The sequence below is a fragment of the Novosphingobium sp. SG751A genome (genome assembly GCF_013149295.1).
GTDB lineage: Bacteria > Pseudomonadota > Alphaproteobacteria > Sphingomonadales > Sphingomonadaceae > Novosphingobium.
Genome location: NZ_JABGCB010000011.1, coordinates 189105 through 210306 on the forward strand (window position 1 = coordinate 189105; position 21202 = coordinate 210306).

The window sequence follows — 21202 nt, forward strand, 5'->3', positions numbered from 1 at the left end:
CCCTGTCATTTCGCCCCATGTTGGGCTAAGGGCCGCGCCATCATGACCAAACTTCCCACCCCCAAGCTCTGGATCAGCGCGATCCACGCCTATGTCCCCGGCAAGTCCAAGGGCAAGGACGGCAGGCCGCTGACCAAGCTGTCGGCCAATGAAAACCCGCTGGGCACGTCTGTGGCGGCTCTGGCGGCGCGTGCCGAGGCGGCGGCCCCGGCGCTTTATCCCGACCCTGACAGCAATGCCCTGCGCGCCGCCTTGGGCGAACTCCACGGCATTCCCGCGGCGCGCATCGTGATGGGCACCGGGTCTGACGAAATTCTGCATATCGCCGCCCAAGCCTATGCCGGGCCGGGGGACGAGATCATCTACGTCCGCTACGGCTTCAGCGTCTATGACATTGCCGCGCGCCGCTGCGGGGCCGTGCCGATTGTCGCGCCTGATGCGGACTATGGCACCGATGTCGATGCGCTGCTGGCGCTGGTGACGGAACGGACGCGGGTGGTCTTTGTGGCCAATCCGAACAATCCGACCGGATCGTTCCTGCCGCGCGGCGAAATCGCCCGCCTCCATGCCGCGCTGCCTTCCGATGTGCTGCTGGTGCTGGATCAGGCTTATGGGGAATATGTAGATCCGGCCGACGATGATGGCGCGCTGGCGCTGGCCGAGGCTGCGGGCAATGTGCTGGTCACGCGCACCTTTTCCAAGATCTACGGTCTTGCCGGCGAACGCCTCGGCTGGGGCACGGGGGCGGATCACATCATCGACGCGCTCAACCGGATTCGGGGGCCTTTCAACCTGTCGAACACCGCGCAGGCGATGGGCCTTGCCGCCGTGGCCGATCAGTCTTTCGTCGCGGCCAGCCGCGAGCATAATGCCGCCACCCGCGCCCGTTTTGTCGAACGGCTTGAGGCGCTTGGCAACCATGGCGTGCGCCCGCTGCCGTCTCAGGCCAATTTCGTGCTGATCCTGTTCGAAGGCGCGCTGGAGGCCGAGACGGTCTATAACGGCTTGATGGAGATCGGCTATATCACCCGCTGGCTGCCCAATCAGGGCCTGCCCCATGGGCTGCGCATCACCATCGGCAGCCAGGCGCAGATGGATGAAATCGCGGATGAAATCACCCGTCTGGCGCGGGGGGCATAAGCATGTCTTTTGCCAAAATTGCCATTATTGGCCTCGGGCTTCAGGGCGGATCAATCGGCCTTGCGGTTCAGCAACATCTGCCCAAAATCGCCACCTCGGGCTATGACCGCGACCCGGCAACCCGCGCGCGGGCAGCAGAACGCGGATTGGTGGGCCATGTGACAGAGACCGCCGTGGAGGCCGTGCAAGACGCCGATCTGGTGATCTTCTGCGTGCCGCTGGGCGCGATGGGCGATGCGGCCCGCGAATGCGCGCCCGGCCTGCGCCCGGATGCAGTCATCTCCGATGTCGGCTCCTCCAAGGAAGCGGTCGCCAAAGTGCTGGGCGAGGTCCTGCCCAACCACACGATCATCCCGGCCCACCCGGTGGCAGGCACCGAAAATTCCGGCCCCGATGCCGGTTTTGCCAGCCTGTTCGAAGGTCGCTGGTGCATCATCACGCCTGCGCAGGACACCGACCCATTTGAAATCGAGCGCCTCTCCGTGCTGTGGCAGGCCATCGGCGCGCGGGTGGAAATCATGGCCCCCGCCCATCACGACCGCGTGCTGGCCGTAACCAGCCACCTGCCGCACCTTATCGCATATACAATCGTGGGCACTGCGGGCGACCTCGAAGAAGTGACCCAAAACGAAGTCATCAAATATTCCGCAGGCGGCTTTCGCGATTTCACCCGCATCGCCGCGTCGGACCCCACCATGTGGCGCGATGTCTTCCTCTATAACCGCGACGCAGTTTTGCATATGCTTCAGGTCTTTACCGAGGATCTGACCGAGCTGCAAAAGGCGATCCGTCTTGGCGATGGCGAAAAACTGTTCGAGCATTTCACCCGCACCCGCGCCATCCGCCGCTCGATCATCGAGCAGGGTCAGGATGTGGCCAGCGCCAATTTCGGGCGGGATGGAAAGGTTTAAGGGGGTTTATCGCCCCTCGCGCTCCCGTTGCTGTCTGCATGGCGCGATGGGGTCGGCCGCAGGTATCGGACGCAACGCCTGAAAATTAAAAGCCTGCGGAACAAACAAGGATGCCCTTACCGCGCCGCAGGCTTTCTACCTTAGCCCCAAACACCACCCCGCCAATCGGCCACCCCCATTAACGGGATTGCAAAGGGACTCGTCCCTTTGCCTGCGGAGGCAAACCCTCTTACCCCTCCGCCGAATTCAACGCGTTAATCGCCACCTTCACCCGCGCCTCAATCTCCTCGCGGGGCAGACCTGCCGGGATCACCTCGCCAAAGCGATAGGTCACCGTTCCACGCCTTTTCCAGAAGCCATGCAGCAGCGGGCCCGAGTTGACCGCGACCGGCACCACCGGCAGCCCGATCATTTTATACAGGCCTGCAAAGCCGGCCTGAGGCGCAGGCTGGGTGCCGTGGCGCACGCGGGTGCCTTCGGGGAAAATGGCAAGCGGACGGTTTTCCTGCGACAGGTTGCGCGCGGCCGAGACCATGGCGCGCAGGGCCTTGGCGCCCTGATCGCGCTCGACCGGAACAAGACCATACAGCCCCGCCGCCTTGCCCCACAGGGGCAGGCGAAGCAGCTCAACCTTGGCAAACACCGCCGGGAAGGGCAGCAGCGTGGGCAGGTCGATCGCCTCGAACATGCTTTCATGTTTCAGCGCGACGAAAACAGGGCCGGAGGGCACCACCCCCTCGATCACGATTTTGATGCCAAGGATATTGACCACGCCCCAGCGGTGCATGTTCGACCAGCGGGTGCAGATCCAGATCGCCCCCTCGCGGCCGCCCAGCCAGATGAAAAACGGAATGGTCAAGCCCATGACCACCGACCAGACATAGAAGTGCAGGCAAAAGGCAATCGAGCGCAATGCGTTGCCGATGCCCAGCGGCGTTTTATTCATATCAACCTTTTCCGATATGCCACAGGCGCCGCAACACGAACTTGCTGTATTCGGCAAAGAGGATGCCCAGCGAGGGCCGTGTCGGCACCGCGTCTTCTGTCAGTTCCACGTCGGCCGGGATGGTCTGGCGCAATTCCCATGCGGCCCGGCGCATATGCCAGTCCGAGGTTACCAGCCGCACCCGGCGCAACCCGTGGCGTTTGATCCATTGGGCCGATTCGCGCGCGTTGCTGCGCGTATCGACCGATTCATACCCCAGCGTGATACAGCAGGCCAGCAGGGCCGCGCTCATCTTGTATTGCGCGGCCAGTTCGCCCGGCTTGACCTCCGGGTCCACGCCCGAGATCAGCAGGCGCGGCGCCACGCCATCGCGCAGCAGATCCAGCCCCCGCGCGATCCGCCCCTCGCCTCCCGTCAGCACGATGATGCCGTCGGCCTTGGCGATGGGGGCAGGCTGGGGCTGAAACGCGGCGAACCCGGCAAAGCCCAGCGCCCAGACCGTCAGCAACAACGCAAGGAGGCGGCGCAGCATCAGAGCATCCTTCGCAGCGCGATCAGCACGGAAAGCCGCGCCGTCAGCATCGCCAGCAGCACCGCCGCAACCGGCACCAGCGCCACCACCGCCCAGTCGAGCGGCCGCAGCACCCCGCCCGCCAGCAGCCCCGCGCCCAGCCCGGCAAAACGCGCGCCCAGCACCACCACCGCCACTTGCCCCAGCACCAGCCCGACCAGACTGCCCAGCGTGGCATCCATGCCCATCGAGCGCTGGAAAATGCGCGCGATCTGGGCATCGGTTCCGCCAAGATTATGCACGATCTCAATCGTTTGCCGATGCGTTCCCAGCGCCGAGCGCGCCGAGAGCAGCACCGCCGCCGTCAGCGCCAGCGCCAACAGGGCAATCATAGACAGCGCCAGCCAGCGCAGCGAATCCATCGCCTCAAACACCGGGGCCAGCCAATGCGATTGCGCATCGACCCGCGCACCGGGCGCCACCCGGCCCAGCGCCTTGCGCAGAGCAGCAACGCGCCCGCCATCGGCCGCCCCGTCGATCCGCACGTCGATCATCGCAGGTACCGGCACCATATCGCCATCACTCATCCCCGCGCCCAGCCATGGCACAAGCAACTGATCCAGCTCGGCCTGCGGCACCACGCGGGCCGAAATCACCCCCGGCACGGCCAGCAGCGCCTTTTGCGCGGCCTGCGCCTGAGCGGTACGAATCGGGGCCTGCGCCTCGATGATCTGAACACTCACGCCCCCGGCCAGATCGAGCGCGGCGGCATTGGCGATGTTGCGCAGCGCAAGGCCCGTGGCCGCCGCGATCACCGTGATCGTCACCATGATCGCGATCACCCATGGCGTCGGCCCCGACAGCCGGGCCTGCGGCACCAGCACGCCCTCGCCCCCGCCGCCAAAAGCGCGCCAGCCCGCAAGCTTGCCTTCACCCCGACCCAACACGCCTCCCCGGCGCGGGGCGGGATCGGCAGGCCCGCCGGTGGGGGCCAGCGGACGCTGCGGGATCTGCACCTGTTCATCGTCCATCGATGGCTTCATGGCTGGCCGTTCTCCCGGCGCGGCGGATAGCGCAGCGCGCCAGTGGGGTCCGACATCCGCCCACGATCCAGCCGCATAATCAGGCTGCCGGGCACTTTCTGCAACAGGTGCAGATCGTGGGTGGCCACCACCACGGTCGTGCCCAGCCGGTTGAGCGCCTCGAACAGGCGCAGCAATTTGACGGCCATATCAGGGTCTACGTTGCCGGTCGGCTCGTCGGCCACCAGCAATTCGGGCCGCCCGATCACCGCGCGCGCAATGGCCACGCGCTGCTGCTCACCGCCCGATAGTGTGGCCGGGCGCGCCTCCATCCGGTCGACAAGGCCCACCCATTCGAGCATATCCTTGACCGGCTGGACCACATCGCGTTCCGGCACCCCCGCCACGCGCAGCGGCAGCGCCACATTGTCAAAGGCCGAAAGGTGGGGAACCAGCCGGTAATCCTGATAGACCACCCCGATCCGCCGCCGAAATCCGGGCAGGCGGTGGCGCGGCAGGGTGATCGCATCGGTGCCGAACAGGCTGATCATCCCGCGCGAAGGGCGCTGGGCCAGATAAAGCATGCGCAGCAGCGAGGATTTGCCCGCGCCGCTGGCCCCGGTCAGAAAATAGAAATGGCCCGCATGAAGCGTGAAACCGACATCGCATAACACCTCGCGATCGGGGCCATAGCGCAGGCCGACATTGTCGAACCTTGCGATTTCTCCTGTTATGCCCGTCATTTGGCCCTCCCACGCGCTTCAGACGCGGCAACACATCTGCGCAAAATGCAGCATTGCAAGCTTGTAACGGGGGAGCGCTCGACCATTGTGACCCAGCTATAGTACGGCTTTGCCCGCGAAAAAAGGGCGGTGGAAAAATGGCTGTTCGCGCGGCGGTCGCCCCCTGTTCCCCTTGTGCTGTGCAACTGTTGCATGCTTTAGCTGTGGGCGATGATTATTGCCTGTCCTGCTTGCGCGACACGCTATGCCGTCCCCGACAGCGCCATCGGGGTCGATGGCCGCACCGTGCGCTGCGCCACCTGCCGCCATAGCTGGTTTCAGGAAGGGCCGGTGATTGAGGTGCCCGCAGCACCGGCTCCGTCACCCCAACCTCCTGTGCAGCAGCCCCCGGTCGAGCAGGCACCGCCGCCCGCTCCGGCACCGCCGCCGCCCCCACCTCCGGTTATGGCCGCGCCCCCTCCCGCCCCGGCGGCTGAGCAGGCGCCGCCCGCAATAGCGGATAATTTCGCTGCCACCCCTTCCAGCTTTGCCCATGAGCCCCCCTTCCGACCGCGCCGCAATCCGGCGCGCATGTGGACGATGCTGGCCGTCGGCTTTGCCTTGATGGCCAGCGGCGCAATGGCGGCGGTCTATCAGTTCGGCCTGCCCGCGTGGCTGCCCCTGCCCCAGACCGGGCATAGCGAGCCTGATCTCAAGCTGACCTTTCCGGCCGCGCGTCAGGAACGCCGCCCGCTCAACAATCAGAACGATTATTTCAACATTTCCGGCACGATCACCAATATCGGCCAGAACCGCCGCAGCGTGCCCAGTCTGGTGATTGTGCTGCGCGATGCGCGCAACCGCGCGGTCTATACGGTCGAGGCCGCGCCGCCCAAACCCGTGCTGAACCCCGGTGAGAACCTGACCATCAACACCGCGATCGTTGACGCGCCCAAAGCGGCGGTTTCGGCCGAGGTGAAATGGAAGGTGAATTGAAACAAATTTTCCACAGGTTCGATTCAGCGCTTGGCAAGGTCAAACTCCTCTGTTAGGGGCGCCCTCCTACCCCACTGATAGGTCAGAGCTTCTGACAGATCAGACACTGATTGCGGTCGTGGCGGAATTGGTAGACGCGCAACGTTGAGGTCGTTGTGGGTGAAAACCCGTGGAAGTTCGAGTCTTCTCGACCGCACCAGAACAAACGAGGCAGGGGCAACCCTGCCTTTTTTGTTGCCTGCTTTCCACGTGAATGCTTGCCTTCAACCCACTGTGAATATACGAAGCATATACGATTCGTATATACAGGAGCCGTTATGGGCATCGTCAACATCGAGGATGAGCTGCACGAGCAATTGCGCAAGGCCAGCAAGGTCTCCTGCCGCTCGATCAACGCGCAGGCCGCCTTCTGGATCCGCATCGGCATGCTGTGCGAGATGAACCCCCAGATGAGCTTTCAGGACATCGTGACGCGCGAATTGCGCGAGGCAGGCGTCGATCCTGCGCTAAGCCCAATTGGGGCCGGGGCCATATCAGGATGATCAAGACCGCCACCGAAATCGAGGTGATGGCCCAGGCCGGGCGCCTGCTGGCCGATGTGTTTGCCTATCTCGACACGCTGCCGCTGGCCGGCGCGACGACGATGGAGATCAACGACCGGGTCGAGGCCTATATCACCGGCCCCCTGCAAAGCCGCCCGGCCAGCAAGGGGCAATATAACTATCCCTATGTGCTGAACTGTTCGCGCAACCATGTGGTGTGCCACGGCATGCCATCGGAAAACGATGTTCTGGCCGATGGCGATATCGTCAATTTCGACATCACGCTGGAAAAGGACGGCTTCATCGCCGATTCGTCCAAGACCTATATGATCGGCAACGTTTCGCCCCATGCGCGACGGCTGGTCAAAACCACCTATGAGGCGATGTGGCAGGGGATTCGCGCGGTGCGCCCCGGCGCGCGGCTGGGGGATATCGGCCATGCGATCGAACGCCATGCCAAAAAGGCGGGCTATTCGATCGTACGCGAATATTGCGGCCATGGCATCGGGCGCGAAATGCATGAGGACCCGCAGGTGCTGCATTTCGGCCGCCCCGGCACAGGGCTCACTCTGCACGAAGGGATGATCTTCACCATCGAGCCCATGCTGAACGAGGGCCGCGCAAAGGTGGAGACGCTTGACGACGGGTGGAGCGTGGTGACCGCCGACGGCAAATTATCGGCGCAATTTGAGCATACCGTGGCCGTTACGGCGCAGGGCGTGCGGGTGCTGACCCTGAGGCCTGAGGAAAAACCGGCGCGCCGTTAACCGGCGCGCCCGTCCCCTTAGAGCAATTCCTTCAAAGGCACGCCGCTGTCCGCCAGCGCGGCCAGATCGGGCGTAGCCCCCGCCTCGACCAGCTTGCGGCCCTGAACGTAATCCTTGACGCTGTTGACGCAGTCGAGCGCAATCACACGGCCCGCCTTCAGGTAAACCACGCTGAACGAGCGCGCCGCCACATCGCCGCGCAGCACCGTCTGGTCATAGCCCACCGACAGACCCGCAGTTTGCAGCCGCAGATCATACTGGTTCGACCAGAACCACGGGAAGGCGTGATAAGGCTTTTCCTCGCCCAGGATATGCTTGGCGACGCAGGAGGCCTGATCATTGGCGTTCTGAACCGATTCGACGCGCATCACCACGCCCTCGGCAAAGTCGCAGGCAAAGGCCGCGCAATCGCCCACCGCATAGACATCGGGCAGCGAGGTGCGGCAATATTCGTCCACATCCACGCCATTGGCCCCGGCAGCGCCCGCCAGAATCAGCGGGCCGACCGCAGGCACGATGCCGATGCCGACGATCACCACATCGGCGGGGATCACCTCGCCATCGGACAATTCTACGCCCGTCACCTTGTCGGTGCCCACCAGCCGCTCGACGCCGCTGATGCCGGTGCGCAGATCGACGCCATGCGCCCGATGCTCCGCCTCATAGAAAGCCGACAGCTCCGGCCCCGCCACCCGCGCCAGCACACGCGGCGCCAGTTCGAGCAGCGCGACATGGCGGCCCATCTTCGAGAGCACCGCGGCGGCCTCCAGCCCGATATAGCCGCCGCCGATGACGACGAAATTCTGCGCCCCGGCATCAACCTCGCCCATCAGCGCATCAGCGTCGGCCCGCGTGCGCACCCCATAAACGCCCGCCAGATCCGCGCCTTCACACGACAGGCGCCGCGCATCGCCGCCCGCCGCCCAAACCAGACGGCCATATTCGATGGTCTCGCCATCGGCCAAAGTCACCTGATGCGCCGCGCCATCAACACTGGCGACCTCGCGCCCCAACAGCAATTCGACCTGCTTTTCCTCCCAGAACGCAGCCGGGCGGATATAAAGGCGGTCAAAGGTCTTTTCCCGCGCAAAATATTCCTTGGACAAAGGCGGGCGTTCATAGGGCGGCTCAACCTCGCGCCCCACAATCGCCACAGAGCCGGTAAAGCCCCCCTGACGCAGCGCAATCGCGCATTGAGCCCCGGCGTGTCCCCCGCCCACGATCAGAATGTCTTTTTTATCCATGGAACGTGTGGTTTGACGAAAAGCGCGCCAAGGTCAATCTTTGGCGTGATCGGAAATGCAGTGGGCCTATTCAATTGCAGCCATTTCCTCGGCCATGATGCGCAGCGCGCGCAGCGAGGTCTGCGCCGCGTTGAAGCGCAGATAGGCCCCCGCGCTCTGACTGGGGCTGAACACATTGCCCGGCGCCAGCACCACCCCGCGCGCCCGGCAGGCCTGCGCCAGTTTCGCACTTTCGCGCCCCGGCGGCAGGGCGCACCACAGGTTGAAGCCCCCCACCGGATCGCCCCAGACCCGCAGGCCCATCGCGCCCAATTGCCCGGCCAGATCCGCCCGTGCGCCTGCCAGCCTGCGCCGCAAACCATCGATATGCTTGCGATATTGCCCACCCACCAGCACATGCGCGATGGCCGCCGCCGAAAGCGGACTGGGCCCGCCAAAGCCGGTGGCGACCTGAAGATCGCACAGCGCATCGATCCATTCCCCCCGCGCCATGATATAGCCGCAGCGCAGCGAGGCCGAGAGCGTCTTGGAAAAGCTGCCGATGCGGATCACGCTCTGCAACCCGTCCAGCACCGCCATGCGCGGCGCCTGTTGCACGAAATCGGCAAAGATATCGTCCTCGACAATCACCATGCCGTGCGCGGCGGCAATGGCGGGCAGGCGATGGGCGATCTGGGGCGAAAAGCCCGCCCCGGTGGGATTATGCGGCGCCGAATTGGTCAGATAGAGCCGGGGTCTTTCGCGCGCGACAATCGCCTCGAACTGCGCCGGATCGGGGCCATGGGGGCCATAGGGCACGCTGACCACGCGGGCGCTGTGGGCGGCCAGCAGCGCCTGAAAATTGAAATAGCATGGATCGTCGAGCAGCACCGCATCGCCGGGGCGCAACATCAGGCGGCAGATCAGGTCGATGGCCTGCGTCCCCGATCCGGTCAGCAGTACCTGGTCGGGATGCACCGCCAGCCCCTCGCCCGCTATGGCCAGCGCCAGTTGGCGGCGCAGGCTGGGTTCGCCCCGCGTCGAGCCATAAAGCGTGAGCAGCACCGGGTCCGCCGCCGCCGCGCGCAAGGCGCGGCGCAGCGCCTCCTGCGGCATCCAGTCGGGGGGAAGCCAGCCGCAGCCCGGCTTTTCGGTTTCCGCATCGGCATCAAGCGACTGGCGCGAGACCCAGAATGGGTCGATTTCCGCCGGGCGCGCGGGGGCATTCTGCGCGGGGCCCTTGGGCGGGGCGGCAAGGCGGGCGACGAAGAAGCCCGATTTGGGCACCGCCGCGATCAGCCCGTCGGCCACCATCCGGTCATAGGCCTCGACCACCGTAGCTGGCGAAACATGCAGCGCGGCGGCGCATTGGCGCACCGAGGGCAGCTTGTCCCCCTCGCCCAGCAGGCCCGAGGCGATACGGCCACGGATGGTTTCGATCACCATATTGATGCGGGTCGTCATGTGTGCTGCTCTTTACATCGATACAGATGATGTAATCTGTATCATACTGTATCTGGGCGCAAGCCCCCCGCATGACCTATTGGGCGACCTCTAAGGAGGCCATCATGCAGGATATCAGAAAAGGTTGGATCAACGGGATGATCGGCGTCGCGCTGTTCAGCGGGTCGATGCCCGCCACGCGCGCGGCGGTGATCGGGTTCACCCCGCTGTTCCTGACCGCGGCACGGGCGATCATTGCGGGCGGGCTTGGCGCGCTGATGCTGCTGGCCATGCGCGAAAGCCTGCCGCGCGGGCGGCAATGGCTCTCGCTGGCCATGATCGCGGGCGGCGTGGTGGTGGGCTTTCCGCTGCTGACGGCCATCGCCCTCCAAGAAATCTCGGCGGCGCGCTCGCTGGTCTTTGTCGGGCTGCTGCCGCTCTCCACCGCCCTGTTCGGCGTGCTGCGCGGGGGCGAGCGGCCCGGAGCGATCTTCTGGCTCTTTGCGCTGATGGGCGCGGGATGCGTGGCGGGCTATGCGCTCTCACACAATGCCGCCGCCTCGCCGCTGGGCGATGCGCTGATGGTGGCCGCCGTGATCGTCTGCGGACTGGGCTATGCCGAAGGCGCCGTGCTGACCCGGCAGATGGGCGGATGGCAGGTGATTTGCTGGGCGCTCGTCATCTGCACCCCGCTGGCCGGAGTGCTGGCTGCGCTCACATGGCCGCAAAGCATCGCCTCCATCGGCGCGCCAAGCTGGGTCGGGCTGTTCTACGTCTCGGTCTGCACCATGCTGCTCGGCTTCATCTTCTGGTATCGCGGGCTGGCGCTGGGCGGCATCGCGCGGGTCGGGCAATTGCAGTTGCTCCAGCCGTTTCTGGGGCTGGGGCTGGCGGCGGTGTTCCTGCATGAGGCGATTGCACCCGCGATGCTGATTGCCGTTGGGGCCGTGGTGGGCTGTGTGGCGGGCGCGCGCAGGTTTGCCTGATTTGTGCCTCCGGCGGGCAAAGGGACTCGTCCCTTTGCAATCCCATTAATGGGTGGCGCATGATCGGCAAACAAGCGTGATGGCTTTATAAAGCCTGCGGCGCGAATGCCTTACGCTGATTCGCGCCGCAGGCTTTAAAATCGCAACGCCGCGTCCCAAACCTAAGGTCAGCCCACAACACCAAAATTATCGGGATTGCAAAGGGCCCCCGCCCTTTGCCCACCAGAGGCAAACCTTCAAAACCCCTTAAATCCCACTCCCCTTCCACGACCGCCGCTCCTCGGCAGCGCGCAACACCTCATAGGCCAGTTGCAACTTGCGGAAGGCTTTGGCGGCTTCTTCGTCATTGGGGCGCACGTCGGGGTGGACCTCTTTGGCCTTTGTCCGCCACGCTTTCTTGATCGCGTCGAAATCGGCGTCGCTTTCCAGATCCAGCACTTCGAGCGCGCGCATCTCGTCGCGGCTGCGGGTGCCGTCACCCGATCCGGTCCATCCGTAGTAGGATGATTCGCGATAGCCCGCGCTGGTCTGCTGTTCAGCCTTTTCCCGCGACTCGGCCTCTTCCTTGTCGAGGCCCGCGAAATAGTCCCAGCCCGAATTGTATTCGGCAGCGTGATTCTGGCAAAAATACCAGCGATCCGGGCTGTTAGGCGATTTCGGCGCGGGGCAATTGCCCGGTTCGCTGCATCCGGCGCGGTCGCACAGGCGCACATGCGCCGCCTCGCGGCCACTTTCATAGCCACGCCAGCGCGGGAATCCCCAATCCGATGATCGACCTGCACGAGCCATCCGCGCTTACTGACAAAACCGGGCCCTCTACGCAAGTGTCCGCAGAGGCTGCTTGCTATGTCGCATTGCAATCGCAGGCTTTTTCGCTTAAGCGCCCGCCCCATGAGCCGCCAACTTGCCCTTGCCAGCATGATTGCCATTGCCGCGAGCGCCGCCTGTGCGCTGATGGCGCCCGGTATGGCCATGGCGCGCTACGCCACTATCATCCTGCGCTGAAAACAAAACCCCGCCACCGGATCGCTCCGGCGCGGGGTTCTGCATCGCTTGTGATCGCCGGATCAGTCGCCCGATCAGTCGATGGTGACGGTCACGGCGCGGCGATTCTTCGCCCATGCTTCCTCAGTCGAAGCGGTATCGACCGGGCGTTCCTTGCCATAGCTGACCGTGGTCAGGCGCGAGGCGTCGACGCCCAGGCTGACCAGGAATGCCTTGGCAGAATTGGCGCGGCGTTCGCCAAGGGCGAGGTTGTAATCGCGGGTGCCGCGTTCGTCGGCATGGCCCTCGATGGTGGCCTTCTTGCCCGGATACTTCAGCAGCCAGCCCGCCTGAACGCGCAGGATATCGGCCGAGATCTGGTCGATGTCATACTTGTCCAGCGCGAAGTGGATGGTGTCGCGACCATTGACCGAGGCCAGGAAGTCGGCCTGCGAACCCGGCGCCGGGCCAACCGGCACGACAGGAGCCGGTGCGGGCATGGTGTTGGTGACCGGCGGGCCGGGTTCGGGCGGCAACTGCTTGGGCGGCTTGGGCGAGCAGGCCGAAAGGGCCAGCGCGCTCACGCTGACGAGCACACCGGCGCTCAGCAGGCGAGTATTGAGCATGGAGGGCATCATGTCTTCTCCTTGACTACAGGGGTAGTAAGTACAGAGGGTAGGCAAAACTGGGCCCGTTACTGGCGAACCGGTCCCCACGAAGGGTCCGATCCATCGACCGGCGTGGGCAAACGCCGTTCATTCCGACCCGTCAGGTCCACCTGCCAGATGCTGGTCTTGCCGGTACCCTTTTCGGTGCGGAAAAATTGGATGATACGGCCGTTGGGCGCCCATGTCGGGGCCTCGTCCTGCCATGCATTGGTCAGATAGCGCATGCCGCCGCCATCAACCCCCATCACCGCAATGCGCAGATTGCCCGCGATATGGGTAAAGGCAATCTGGTCCCCGCGCGGGCTCCATTCAGGCGTGGCCGCGCGGCCGCCGAAAAAGCTGATGCGGCGCTGGTTGCTGCCATCGGCGTTCATCACGTAAATCTGCTGGCTGCCGCCGCGATCGCTTTCAAACACGATCTTGCTGCCATCGGGCGAATAGGACCCGCCGACATTGATCCCCGGCGTCTCGGTCAGCTTCTGGCTGATCCCGCCATTGGCCGATACGCGATAGATATTCGTGTTGCCCGCCGATGCCATCGAATACAGGATCCACTTGCCATCGGGCGACCAGCGCGGGGCAAAGGCAGGGCTGCCCGGTTCGGCGATCATCTTCTGGCTCGCGCTTTCCACGTCATAGACATAGATGCGCGGGCGACCATTGAGATAGGACAGATAGACGATCTTGCGATAATCGGGCGAGAAACGCGGGGTCAGCGCCATGGCCTGCCCGGTGGTGATAAACCGGTGGTTCGCCCCGTCGCTGTCCATGATGGCCAACCGCTTCATCCGGTGATCCTTGGGCCCGGTTTCCGCGATATAGGCGATGCGGCTGTCAAAGAAGGGGCTTTCCCCCGACAGGCGCGAATAGACCGTATCGGCGCATTTATGCGCGGCCCGGCGCCAGTCGCCCGGCGCCATTTCCCATGTGGCCTTCACCAGTTGCTGACGCAGGCTGACGTCATACAGGTAACAACCCACCACCAGATTGCCGTTGCTGGCCGCCGAGACGCTGCCATGCACCAGCATTTCGGCGCCGCGCGTGCTCCATGTGGGGAAATCGGGCGTCAGCACCTGGATGATCGGGATCGGCGGCAGGCTGTTGGGGCCGGTGGGCTTGAACAGGCCGTTATTCTTCAGGTCCCCGGTGATCACCTCGGCAATCGCGCGGCCCACCTGCGCGGTGCTGCCCGCGCTAGCGGCGGTGGGCACATCGGCGTTGGTGGCAAAACTGGGGATGGCGATGCCAAGGCTTTGCCAAGCGGTGTCATCCGAAACCGTGCCGGTCAGCACGCCATTGTCGGCGGCGGGCGGCGGGTTGGGCGTCACCATCGGGGCGGGGGCGATGGTCTGGGCATGAATCGCGCCGGCGGCCATCAAGGCCGCGCCAGCCAGAAGCCCGTAAGAGAATTTACGCATCATCATTGGGACAGGTTCCTGTCGAAACGCCATTGCACATGTTTCCATGCTTCATAGAGATCGGGCGGCAAAGGAAAAGGTGCCGCAAGTTTGACCGCGCGTATTGCATTTTCGCGATGCAGCCCGGCTTGCGGATGGTTGCTGGCGGTCACGCCTTCCTGACGCACCACCGTGACCGGCCCAGCCAACGTGCCGTCCGGGTTGAGGTCAAAGGCCAGAATCGTGACCAACTGATCGGTTTCCACCCCCTGCGGCACGCGCCAATGCGGCTTCAACTGGCGGCTGATCGCGCCCGAGAGCGCGGCCTTGACCCCCGGCCCGATTACGGCGGCGGGCGGGGTCTGCGCCTTGCCCGCGGGGCCGGCGCCAAAACCTTTCAGGAAATCGACGCCGATGCGGCTGCCGCCTGCGGGCTTGTTGGTGGCCGGTTTGGCGGCCTCAGTCTTGGCCTCCTGCTTGGCGGCCTCTTTCTTAACGGGGGGCGCCTTGCTGCCATGGGCCGCCGCAATCGCGGCTGAGATCGGGTCTGCCTTGGCCGGGGTCGGCTTGGCGGGTGCGGGCTTAACCGGCGCAGGCTGAGGCTTCGGCATGGGCGCGGGCTTGGGCGGCGGCGCGGGATGCGGCTGCGGGGCCGGACGCGGCGGCGGCGGGGCCGGTTGCGGCTTGGGCTGCGGCACGGGCTTGGGCGGCGGCGGGACCGGCACGGGCTTGGGTGCCGGCTGGAGCGCAGGCGCCGGTTGCGGCGCAGGTACGGGCACGGCCATCGGCTGGGCCTCGCCCAGTTGCGGGGCCAGATCGGGCGCGGCCTCCTCGCGGCTGGTCGAAACCGCCTCCTTGGCCACATCCTCGGCCAGCGTCACCTGCATCCGCTGCGGGCGCGGCAAGGGCGGAGCGGAAGGCTGCAAAGCCAGCACCGCCACCAGCGCCACATGCCCCACCACCGCGACGCCAAGGCCAATCGCCTCGCCCCGGCTCAGGCCCTTGCGGCTGGAATAGGTTTGGGCCAGCGGCATGGAATCAGGGCTTCTTCGCAGTTTCGGCGGGCGCACCGCCCGCCACCGTTACCAGCGAAATGGCGGTGATCCCGGCGCGATTCAATTCGCCCATCACACTCACCACGCGGCCATATTCCAGCGCCTTGTCCGCACGCAGCGTCACCAGCGGCATCGCCCCATCGGCCCCGCGCGGCAGGCTGCCCACCCGCTCGACCAGTTCGCCGGGCGAAAGCTCGTCATCATCGAGGAACACGCGCCCCTCGGCATTCATCGTGATCGTCACCTGCTTGGGCGTCTGGTCCAGCGGCTTGGCGCGGCTGTCGGGCAAGGAGATCGGGATACCCGCCTTCATCAGCGGCGCGGTGACCATAAAGATGACCAGCAGCACCAGCATCACGTCGACCAGCGGCGTGACGTTGATTTCGGCCATCGGCGCGCGACTGCCCCGCCCTCGCCGCTTCGAAAATTTATGGATGCCCATCGCCATGGATCAAAGCCCGTCCAGCTCGCGAGACAGGCTCGCATGGAAACGGTCGGCAAAGCGTTGCAGGCGCGATTCAAAGCTGTTCACGATATGCGAATAGCGGTTGTAGCCGATCACCGCCGGAATGGCCGCGAACAGGCCGATGGCGGTGGCAAACAGCGCCTCGGAAATGCCGGGCGCGACGACCGAGAGCGAGGAATTCTGCTGCTGGCCGATCTGGAAAAAGCTGTTCATGATGCCCCAGACGGTGCCGAACAGGCCGACGAAGGGCGCGACAGAACCCACCGTGGCAAGGAAATTCAGCCGGTCGGCCAGAGATTCGGCCTCAGCCGCCACCACACTGTCCATCACCGAGGCGAGGCGCTGGCGCGCGCCCGAGCGGTCGATCTTGCCCGTGGCCGAACGGCGCCATTCGGCCAGAGCCGCGCTCACCACCTTGGCCACCGGCAGATCGGCATTCTTGCCGCCGCCGCGCTCGGCCTGAAACGCGTCAATGTCGCGCGATTTCCAGAATTCGCCCTCATAGGCCTCCGACTGTCGGCGCAGCGATGCCATGCGAAAGCCGAAGGACAACAGGATCGTCCACACCCATACGCTGGCCAGAACCAGACCGCCCATCACCACCCGCACGACAATATCGGCGTCCAGAAACAGCTTGACAGGATCGAGATGGGTAGAGCCGGCAGCGGCAGCAAGCAGGTCGAGGTCGGTCATGGGGTTCCCGGTTGGTTGGGGCTTAAATCAATGGATGCCGGAATGGTTCCGGCCAAAAACTGGGCAAAGGTGGCGCGCCATTGGGCGGGCTGTCGGCGCGGGCGGCCATCGGGGGCGACAAAGCCCACCCGAACGGATGCCTGCGTCAGCAGCGCGCCTTTCTGAACGGCGCCTTTCTCAACACTGGCCCGCCTGAACGCGGCTTGAACCAGCCGGATGCTGGCCGCGCCCAGTTCCTCGATCCGCGTTTCAATCAGCACATCGTCGTCAAGGCGCGCAGGCGCGGCATAGCGGATGGTCATTTCGGCCACGGCATAGGCCCCCTCGCCCGCCTCCTGCGCGCCGCGCTGGTCCACATGCAGCAGGCGCAGCATATCCGAGCGGGCACGCTCGAACCAGCGCAGATAATTGGCATGATAGACCACGCCCGACAGGTCGGTATCCTCGAAATAGGCCCGCACCGCATAGAGATGCGCAAGGCCATCGAAGCAGCCGGAAGGGGGGAGAGGCAGGGCGTTCATAATTGTCGCTGAATCTAGCCCGCCCTTGGCGCAAAGAGCAACCCGCCCTTGCGAATAAACGCGCTTATTGGGCGATCATGCGCCCAAGCGGCTTGCCGCCGAACAGGTGAACATGCAGATGCGGCACTTCCTGTCCGCCATCCATGCCCACATTGGCGAGCAGCCGATAGCCGGGCGCCACGAGCCCCTGTTCGCGCGCGACATGACCGACGGCGCGGATGAAGCCGGCAATTTCCTCGGCCGGGGCATGGGCCGAAAAATCGTCCCACGACACATAGGCGCCCTTGGGGATCACCAGCACATGCACCGGCGCCTGAGGCGCGATATCATGAAAAGCCAGCGCGAAATCGTCCTCATAGACCTTCTTCGCCGGGATCTCACCGCGCAGGATGCGGGCAAAGATGTTGCCGTGGTCATAGGCAAGCGTGGGGTCGATCGGCATCGGTCAGTCTTCCTTGCGGCTGGCTTTTTCGACGATCCCGCTCACGCCTTCGCGGCGGTCCAGTTCGTCGGTGATCTCGGTCAGGGCAATGCCCTTGGCGTTCAGCAACACCAGCAGGTGGAAAATCAGATCCGCCGATTCCCCGATCAGCCCAGCGCGATCATCGGCCATGGCCGCGATCACCGCCTCGACAGCTTCCTCGCCCACCTTCTGGGCGATCTTGGCCACGCCGCGCGCGTTCAGCTTGGCCACATAGGAGGAGGAAGGATCGGCGGCGGCGCGCTGGGCGATGGTGGCTTCAAGCCGGGCCAGCGTGGCCAAGGGACGGACGGTGTCGTTCATGCCGCCTGCGATGGGGCGGTCGCGCCGCGCCGTCAAGCCCGGAAGTTACGCCATAGCGGGCGTATTGGCCTTGGCGGGCCGACTGCTGCCGCGATAGCCCAGCATCAGCCCGGCCAGCCCCAGCGCCGCCATCGCCATGTTCGACGAGGTCAGGCCCGCCAGCCCATGCGATGCGAGCATCGGTTGCAGCAACATCGCGCCGATCAGCAAGAGGGCCGCGATATTCAGAAACAGACGCATGAAATACTCCCCGATTGACGGAGATAGTTAATGCACAATGCGTGCCATTTAGTTAAGCATATGATTTAGAATAATTTATATATTAACTATAAGTGTCATTTGGTAAAAATTCCGACACTGTCCGTTAATCAATTCCCGCCTTCAGCCGCCCCGCGCCGGCAGCCCCGCCGCCCGCAGCGCACCATGCGCCTGGGCAATCGAATGTTTGCCAAAGTGGAAGATGCTGGCCGCCAGAACCGCGCTGGCATGGCCCTTGGTCACGCCCTCAACCAGATGGTCGAGATTGCCCACGCCGCCGCTGGCGATGACAGGAATTCCGACACTGTCGGCAATTTTTCGCGTCAGTTCCAGATCATAGCCCGCCTGCGTGCCGTCGCCATCCATGCTGGTCACCAGCAATTCGCCCGCGCCCAGTTCGGTCAGGCGCACCGCATGTTCGATCGCGTCAATGCCGGTGGCCTTGCGCCCGCCATGGGTAAAAATCTCCCATTTGCCCGGAGCCACACCGCGCGCGTCAACCGAGGCCACGATGCACTGGCTGCCGAACTTCTCGGCAATGTCGCGCACGACCTCGGGGCGGCTGACGGCGGCGCTGTTGACCGCCACCTTGTCCGCACCCGCCAGCAGCAGCGCGCGCGCATCCCCGGCGCTGCGCACGCCGCCGCCCACGGTCAGCGGCATGAAGCAGACCTCGGCCGTGCGGCGCACCACATCGAGCAGCGTCCCGCGCCCCTCATGGCTGGCGCTGATATCCAGAAAGCACAATTCATCCGCCCCCGCCGCGTCATAGGCCCGCGCCTGCTCCACCGGGTCGCCCGCATCGATCAGGTCGACAAAGTTCACGCCCTTTACCACGCGGCCATCGCGGACATCGAGGCAGGGAATTACGCGGATACGAACGGTCATTTTCTCATGCCTCCGGCGGGCAAAGGGATTCGATCCCTTTGCAATCCCGTTAATGGGTGGCGCCCTGCCCGAAACATCGGCGCCATGCATATTATAGCCTGCGGCGCGGCGAAGGAGCGCTAAAGGCGCCGCAGGCTTTACAATTCAAACGGCGCGTATCGCCAACCAAGGCCGAACCACAAACGCCACGCAAACAGTCATGGGAGCGCGAGGGTCTAGACCCTCGCATCTATCCCTTAGTCTTTCGAAGCCATCGCAATCGCTGCGGCCAGATCGAGCTTGCCCTCAAACAGCGCGCGACCAGTGATCACACCCTCGATCCCGTCCTCCGCATGCAGAGCCAAAAGGCGAATATCGTCCAGCCCCTTGACCCCGCCCGATGCGATCACGGGAATATTCACCCGCCGCGCCAGATCGACCGTCGCCTCGATATTCGCGCCTTTGAGCAAACCGTCGCGGCCAATGTCCGTGAAGAGCAGCGAGGCCACGCCCGCATCCTCAAACCGGCGGGCCAGATCGACCACCGCCACGTCCGACACATCGGCCCAGCCCTGCGTGGCCACAAAGCCATCGCGCGCGTCCACAGCCACGACGATGCCGCCGGGGAACTCTTTCGCCATGTCCTTGACGAATTCGGGGTCCTTCAGCGCCGCCGTGCCCATCACCACGCGCGACACGCCAAGGTTGAACCAGCCCTCAACCGATTCGCGCGTGCGGATGCCGCCGCCCAGCTGCACATGGCCTTCAAAGCTTTGCAGGATCGCTTCGACCGCCTCGCGGTTTTCCGCCCGGCCCGCGAAAGAGCCGTCCAGATCGACCACATGCAGGAACTGGCTGCCCGCATCGGCAAAGATCTGCGCCTGCGCGGCGGGGTTGTCGCCATAGACCGTGGCGCGGTCCATATCGCCCTCGGCCAGACGGACGACCTGACCACCCTTGAGGTCGATTGCGGGAAAAACGATCACAGCTTCCACTCCAGAAAACGGGCCAGCAGCGAGAGACCATAGGACTGGCTCTTCTCGGGGTGAAATTGCACACCAAGGATATTGTCGCGCCCCACGGCAGCGGTCACGCCCCCGCCATGGTCGGTCATGGCCACGATATGGTGGCCATCTTCGGCAACAAATTCATAGGAGTGCAGGAAATAAGCCTCGCCCGGCTCGATCAGCGGGGCGTGGGGTTGGACGCCCACATCGTTCCATCCCATATGTGGGATCTTGATGGTGGGGTCGGCGCGCTCAATCAGGCGCACTTCGCCCGGAATCCAGCCAAGGCCGGCGGTGACGCCATGCTCGACGCCCTGCGTGGCCAGCAATTGCATGCCAACGCAGATGCCAAGGAACGGCGCCTCGCCCACCATCACGCGCTCTTCCATCGCAGCGACAAGGCCGGGGATCGCGCGCAACCCTTCCGCACAGGATTTGAACGAGCCGACGCCGGGCAGCACGATACGATCGGCGGCGCGCACCACATCGGGGTCGGCGGTGATCTTCACCGCTTCGGCCCCGGCGGCTTTCAGCGCATTGGCCACCGAATGCAGGTTGCCCGCGCCATAGTCGATCAGGGCCAATACTTCAGACATGACTCACCTCAGCCATTCAGAGTTCCATCCCCAAGCAGGCCCTTGGTCGAAGGCACAGCCCCGCCCTTACGGGGGTCCAGCTCGACCGCCGTGCGCAAAGCGCGGGCAAGGCCCTTATAGATGCCTTCAATGATATGGTGGTTGTTCTGGCCATAAAGCACTTCGATGTGCAGCGTAATGCCGGCTGCCTGAGCAAAGGAATGGAACCAGTGTTCGAACAGTTCGGTGTCCATCTCGCCCAGCTTGTGGACGGTGAAAGCAGCCTTCCACACCAGCCAGGGACGGCCCGAAATATCGAGCGCCACACGGGCCAGCGCCTCGTCCATCGGCGAATAGACCTGACCATATCGGCCGATCCCTGCCTTGTCGCCAAGCGCGGCCGACACGGCCTGACCGATGGCGATGCCGCAATCCTCGACCGTGTGGTGCTGGTCGACATGCAGGTCGCCCTTGATCTTCACGGTCATGTCGATCAGCGAGTGGCGCGACAATTGCTCCACCATATGGTCGAGAAAGCCGATGCCTGTTGAGACATCATACTTCCCCGATCCATCGAGGTTCACTTCCACGAGAATATCGGTCTCGTGCGTCTTGCGGGCGATACGGGCGGTGCGCATGGCGTGCCTATATACCCGACGGCGGCGCGATCAATAGGTTTCGCTGCGCATATCCCCTCTTGACCATCCAGCCCCCAAGC

The 21202-nt window shown here is 64.5% G+C and carries 26 protein-coding genes and 1 tRNA gene; 7 read left to right on the forward strand and 20 right to left on the reverse strand.

Annotation, left to right across the window (positions count from 1 at the left end; all coding sequences use genetic code 11):
- Positions 1-42 precede the first annotated feature (42 nt).
- Positions 43-1140 carry a histidinol-phosphate transaminase gene (locus FHW96_RS16285; protein ID WP_172341626.1) on the forward strand — a complete coding sequence of 366 codons (1098 nt, stop codon included), beginning with the start codon at positions 43-45 and terminating at the stop codon, positions 1138-1140.
- Between the two features lie 2 nt (positions 1141-1142).
- On the forward strand, positions 1143-2051 hold the full coding sequence (locus FHW96_RS16290) for a prephenate/arogenate dehydrogenase family protein (RefSeq protein ID WP_172341627.1): 909 nt from the start codon (positions 1143-1145) through the stop codon (positions 2049-2051).
- 229 nt (positions 2052-2280) lie between these two features.
- On the opposite strand, the gene FHW96_RS16295 is transcribed toward FHW96_RS16290, so the two are convergent.
- The 4 genes from FHW96_RS16295 to ftsE are packed head-to-tail and all read right to left on the reverse strand — an operon-like array spanning position 2281 to position 5273.
- Complete coding sequence (locus FHW96_RS16295; protein ID WP_172341628.1) at positions 2281-2997, reverse strand: 1-acyl-sn-glycerol-3-phosphate acyltransferase; 717 nt, start codon at positions 2995-2997, stop codon at positions 2281-2283.
- A 1-nt stretch (position 2998) separates the two neighbouring features.
- On the reverse strand, positions 2999-3529 hold the full coding sequence (locus FHW96_RS16300; protein ID WP_168603995.1) for a YdcF family protein: 531 nt from the start codon (positions 3527-3529) through the stop codon (positions 2999-3001).
- Entirely contained in the window at positions 3529-4551 is a 1023-nt protein-coding gene (locus FHW96_RS16305; RefSeq protein ID WP_253951010.1) for an ABC transporter permease, read from the reverse strand. The genes FHW96_RS16300 and FHW96_RS16305 overlap by 1 nt, the downstream gene beginning before the upstream one ends.
- Positions 4548-5273 carry a cell division ATP-binding protein FtsE gene (ftsE, locus tag FHW96_RS16310; protein WP_172341629.1) on the reverse strand — a complete coding sequence of 242 codons (726 nt, stop codon included), beginning with the start codon at positions 5271-5273 and terminating at the stop codon, positions 4548-4550. Before ftsE ends, FHW96_RS16305 begins: the two co-directional genes overlap by 4 nt.
- Positions 5274-5483: 210 nt before the next feature.
- Here ftsE and FHW96_RS16315 point away from each other — a divergent pair, with 210 nt between their 5' ends.
- The 4 genes from FHW96_RS16315 (at position 5484) to map (ending at position 7557) form a co-directional block, all read left to right on the forward strand.
- The gene (locus tag FHW96_RS16315) at positions 5484-6248 is read left to right on the forward strand and encodes an MJ0042-type zinc finger domain-containing protein (protein WP_172341630.1); all 765 of its coding nucleotides are present in this window, start codon (positions 5484-5486) and stop codon (positions 6246-6248) included.
- A gap of 112 nt (positions 6249-6360) precedes the next feature.
- Positions 6361-6447, forward strand: a tRNA-Leu gene (locus tag FHW96_RS16320).
- A gap of 118 nt (positions 6448-6565) precedes the next feature.
- Positions 6566-6790 carry a ParD-like family protein gene (locus FHW96_RS16325; RefSeq protein WP_172341631.1) on the forward strand — a complete coding sequence of 75 codons (225 nt, stop codon included), beginning with the start codon at positions 6566-6568 and terminating at the stop codon, positions 6788-6790.
- Complete coding sequence (map, locus tag FHW96_RS16330; protein ID WP_172341632.1) at positions 6787-7557, forward strand: type I methionyl aminopeptidase; 771 nt, start codon at positions 6787-6789, stop codon at positions 7555-7557. The genes FHW96_RS16325 and map overlap by 4 nt, the downstream gene beginning before the upstream one ends.
- Before the next feature lie 17 nt (positions 7558-7574).
- On the opposite strand, the gene FHW96_RS16335 is transcribed toward map, so the two are convergent.
- Together FHW96_RS16335 and FHW96_RS16340 are read right to left on the reverse strand one after the other, a co-directional pair.
- Entirely contained in the window at positions 7575-8801 is a 1227-nt protein-coding gene (locus FHW96_RS16335; RefSeq protein ID WP_172341633.1) for an NAD(P)/FAD-dependent oxidoreductase, read from the reverse strand.
- Between the two features lie 66 nt (positions 8802-8867).
- Positions 8868-10244 carry a PLP-dependent aminotransferase family protein gene (locus FHW96_RS16340; protein WP_172341634.1) on the reverse strand — a complete coding sequence of 459 codons (1377 nt, stop codon included), beginning with the start codon at positions 10242-10244 and terminating at the stop codon, positions 8868-8870.
- A 104-nt stretch (positions 10245-10348) separates the two neighbouring features.
- Here FHW96_RS16340 and FHW96_RS16345 point away from each other — a divergent pair, with 104 nt between their 5' ends.
- A complete protein-coding gene (locus FHW96_RS16345; RefSeq protein WP_172341635.1) occupies positions 10349-11209 on the forward strand; it encodes a DMT family transporter in 861 nt (286 codons plus the stop codon).
- Between the two features lie 246 nt (positions 11210-11455).
- Here FHW96_RS16345 and FHW96_RS16350 read toward each other — a convergent pair whose 3' ends face one another.
- From FHW96_RS16350 to hisB, 14 genes are all read right to left on the reverse strand, one after another.
- Complete coding sequence (locus FHW96_RS16350) at positions 11456-11998, reverse strand: J domain-containing protein (RefSeq protein ID WP_172341636.1); 543 nt, start codon at positions 11996-11998, stop codon at positions 11456-11458.
- Positions 11999-12288: 290 nt separating this feature from the next.
- Positions 12289-12828, reverse strand: a complete 540-nt coding sequence (gene pal, locus FHW96_RS16355; protein WP_172341669.1) for a peptidoglycan-associated lipoprotein Pal — start codon at positions 12826-12828, stop codon at positions 12289-12291.
- A gap of 59 nt (positions 12829-12887) precedes the next feature.
- Positions 12888-14285: a Tol-Pal system beta propeller repeat protein TolB gene (gene tolB, locus FHW96_RS16360; protein ID WP_253951011.1), complete on the reverse strand. Its 1398-nt coding sequence runs from the start codon at positions 14283-14285 to the stop codon at positions 12888-12890.
- Entirely contained in the window at positions 14282-15292 is a 1011-nt protein-coding gene (locus tag FHW96_RS16365) for a hypothetical protein (protein WP_172341637.1), read from the reverse strand. The genes tolB and FHW96_RS16365 overlap by 4 nt, the downstream gene beginning before the upstream one ends.
- Before the next feature lie 4 nt (positions 15293-15296).
- A complete protein-coding gene (locus tag FHW96_RS16370) occupies positions 15297-15761 on the reverse strand; it encodes a biopolymer transporter ExbD (RefSeq protein ID WP_172341638.1) in 465 nt (154 codons plus the stop codon).
- Between the two features lie 3 nt (positions 15762-15764).
- Positions 15765-16472, reverse strand: a complete 708-nt coding sequence (tolQ, locus tag FHW96_RS16375; RefSeq protein WP_168605920.1) for a protein TolQ — start codon at positions 16470-16472, stop codon at positions 15765-15767.
- A complete protein-coding gene (locus tag FHW96_RS16380; protein ID WP_172341639.1) occupies positions 16469-16993 on the reverse strand; it encodes a YbgC/FadM family acyl-CoA thioesterase in 525 nt (174 codons plus the stop codon). Before FHW96_RS16380 ends, tolQ begins: the two co-directional genes overlap by 4 nt.
- Positions 16994-17057: 64 nt before the next feature.
- The gene (locus tag FHW96_RS16385) at positions 17058-17435 is read right to left on the reverse strand and encodes a histidine triad nucleotide-binding protein (protein ID WP_172341640.1); all 378 of its coding nucleotides are present in this window, start codon (positions 17433-17435) and stop codon (positions 17058-17060) included.
- Between the two features lie 3 nt (positions 17436-17438).
- The gene (locus FHW96_RS16390; protein ID WP_172341641.1) at positions 17439-17777 is read right to left on the reverse strand and encodes a phosphoribosyl-ATP diphosphatase; all 339 of its coding nucleotides are present in this window, start codon (positions 17775-17777) and stop codon (positions 17439-17441) included.
- Between the two features lie 45 nt (positions 17778-17822).
- The gene (locus FHW96_RS16395) at positions 17823-18017 is read right to left on the reverse strand and encodes a hypothetical protein (protein ID WP_172341642.1); all 195 of its coding nucleotides are present in this window, start codon (positions 18015-18017) and stop codon (positions 17823-17825) included.
- Between the two features lie 141 nt (positions 18018-18158).
- Positions 18159-18923 (reverse strand): imidazole glycerol phosphate synthase subunit HisF, encoded by a 765-nt coding sequence (gene hisF, locus FHW96_RS16400; protein WP_172341643.1) that lies wholly within the window; start codon positions 18921-18923, stop codon positions 18159-18161.
- Between the two features lie 236 nt (positions 18924-19159).
- Entirely contained in the window at positions 19160-19888 is a 729-nt protein-coding gene (gene hisA / locus FHW96_RS16405; protein ID WP_172341644.1) for a 1-(5-phosphoribosyl)-5-[(5-phosphoribosylamino)methylideneamino]imidazole-4-carboxamide isomerase, read from the reverse strand.
- On the reverse strand, positions 19885-20505 hold the full coding sequence (gene hisH / locus FHW96_RS16410; protein ID WP_172341645.1) for an imidazole glycerol phosphate synthase subunit HisH: 621 nt from the start codon (positions 20503-20505) through the stop codon (positions 19885-19887). Before hisH ends, hisA begins: the two co-directional genes overlap by 4 nt.
- A gap of 8 nt (positions 20506-20513) precedes the next feature.
- Positions 20514-21122 (reverse strand): imidazoleglycerol-phosphate dehydratase HisB, encoded by a 609-nt coding sequence (gene hisB, locus FHW96_RS16415; protein ID WP_168605928.1) that lies wholly within the window; start codon positions 21120-21122, stop codon positions 20514-20516.
- Positions 21123-21202: the final 80 nt, after the last annotated feature.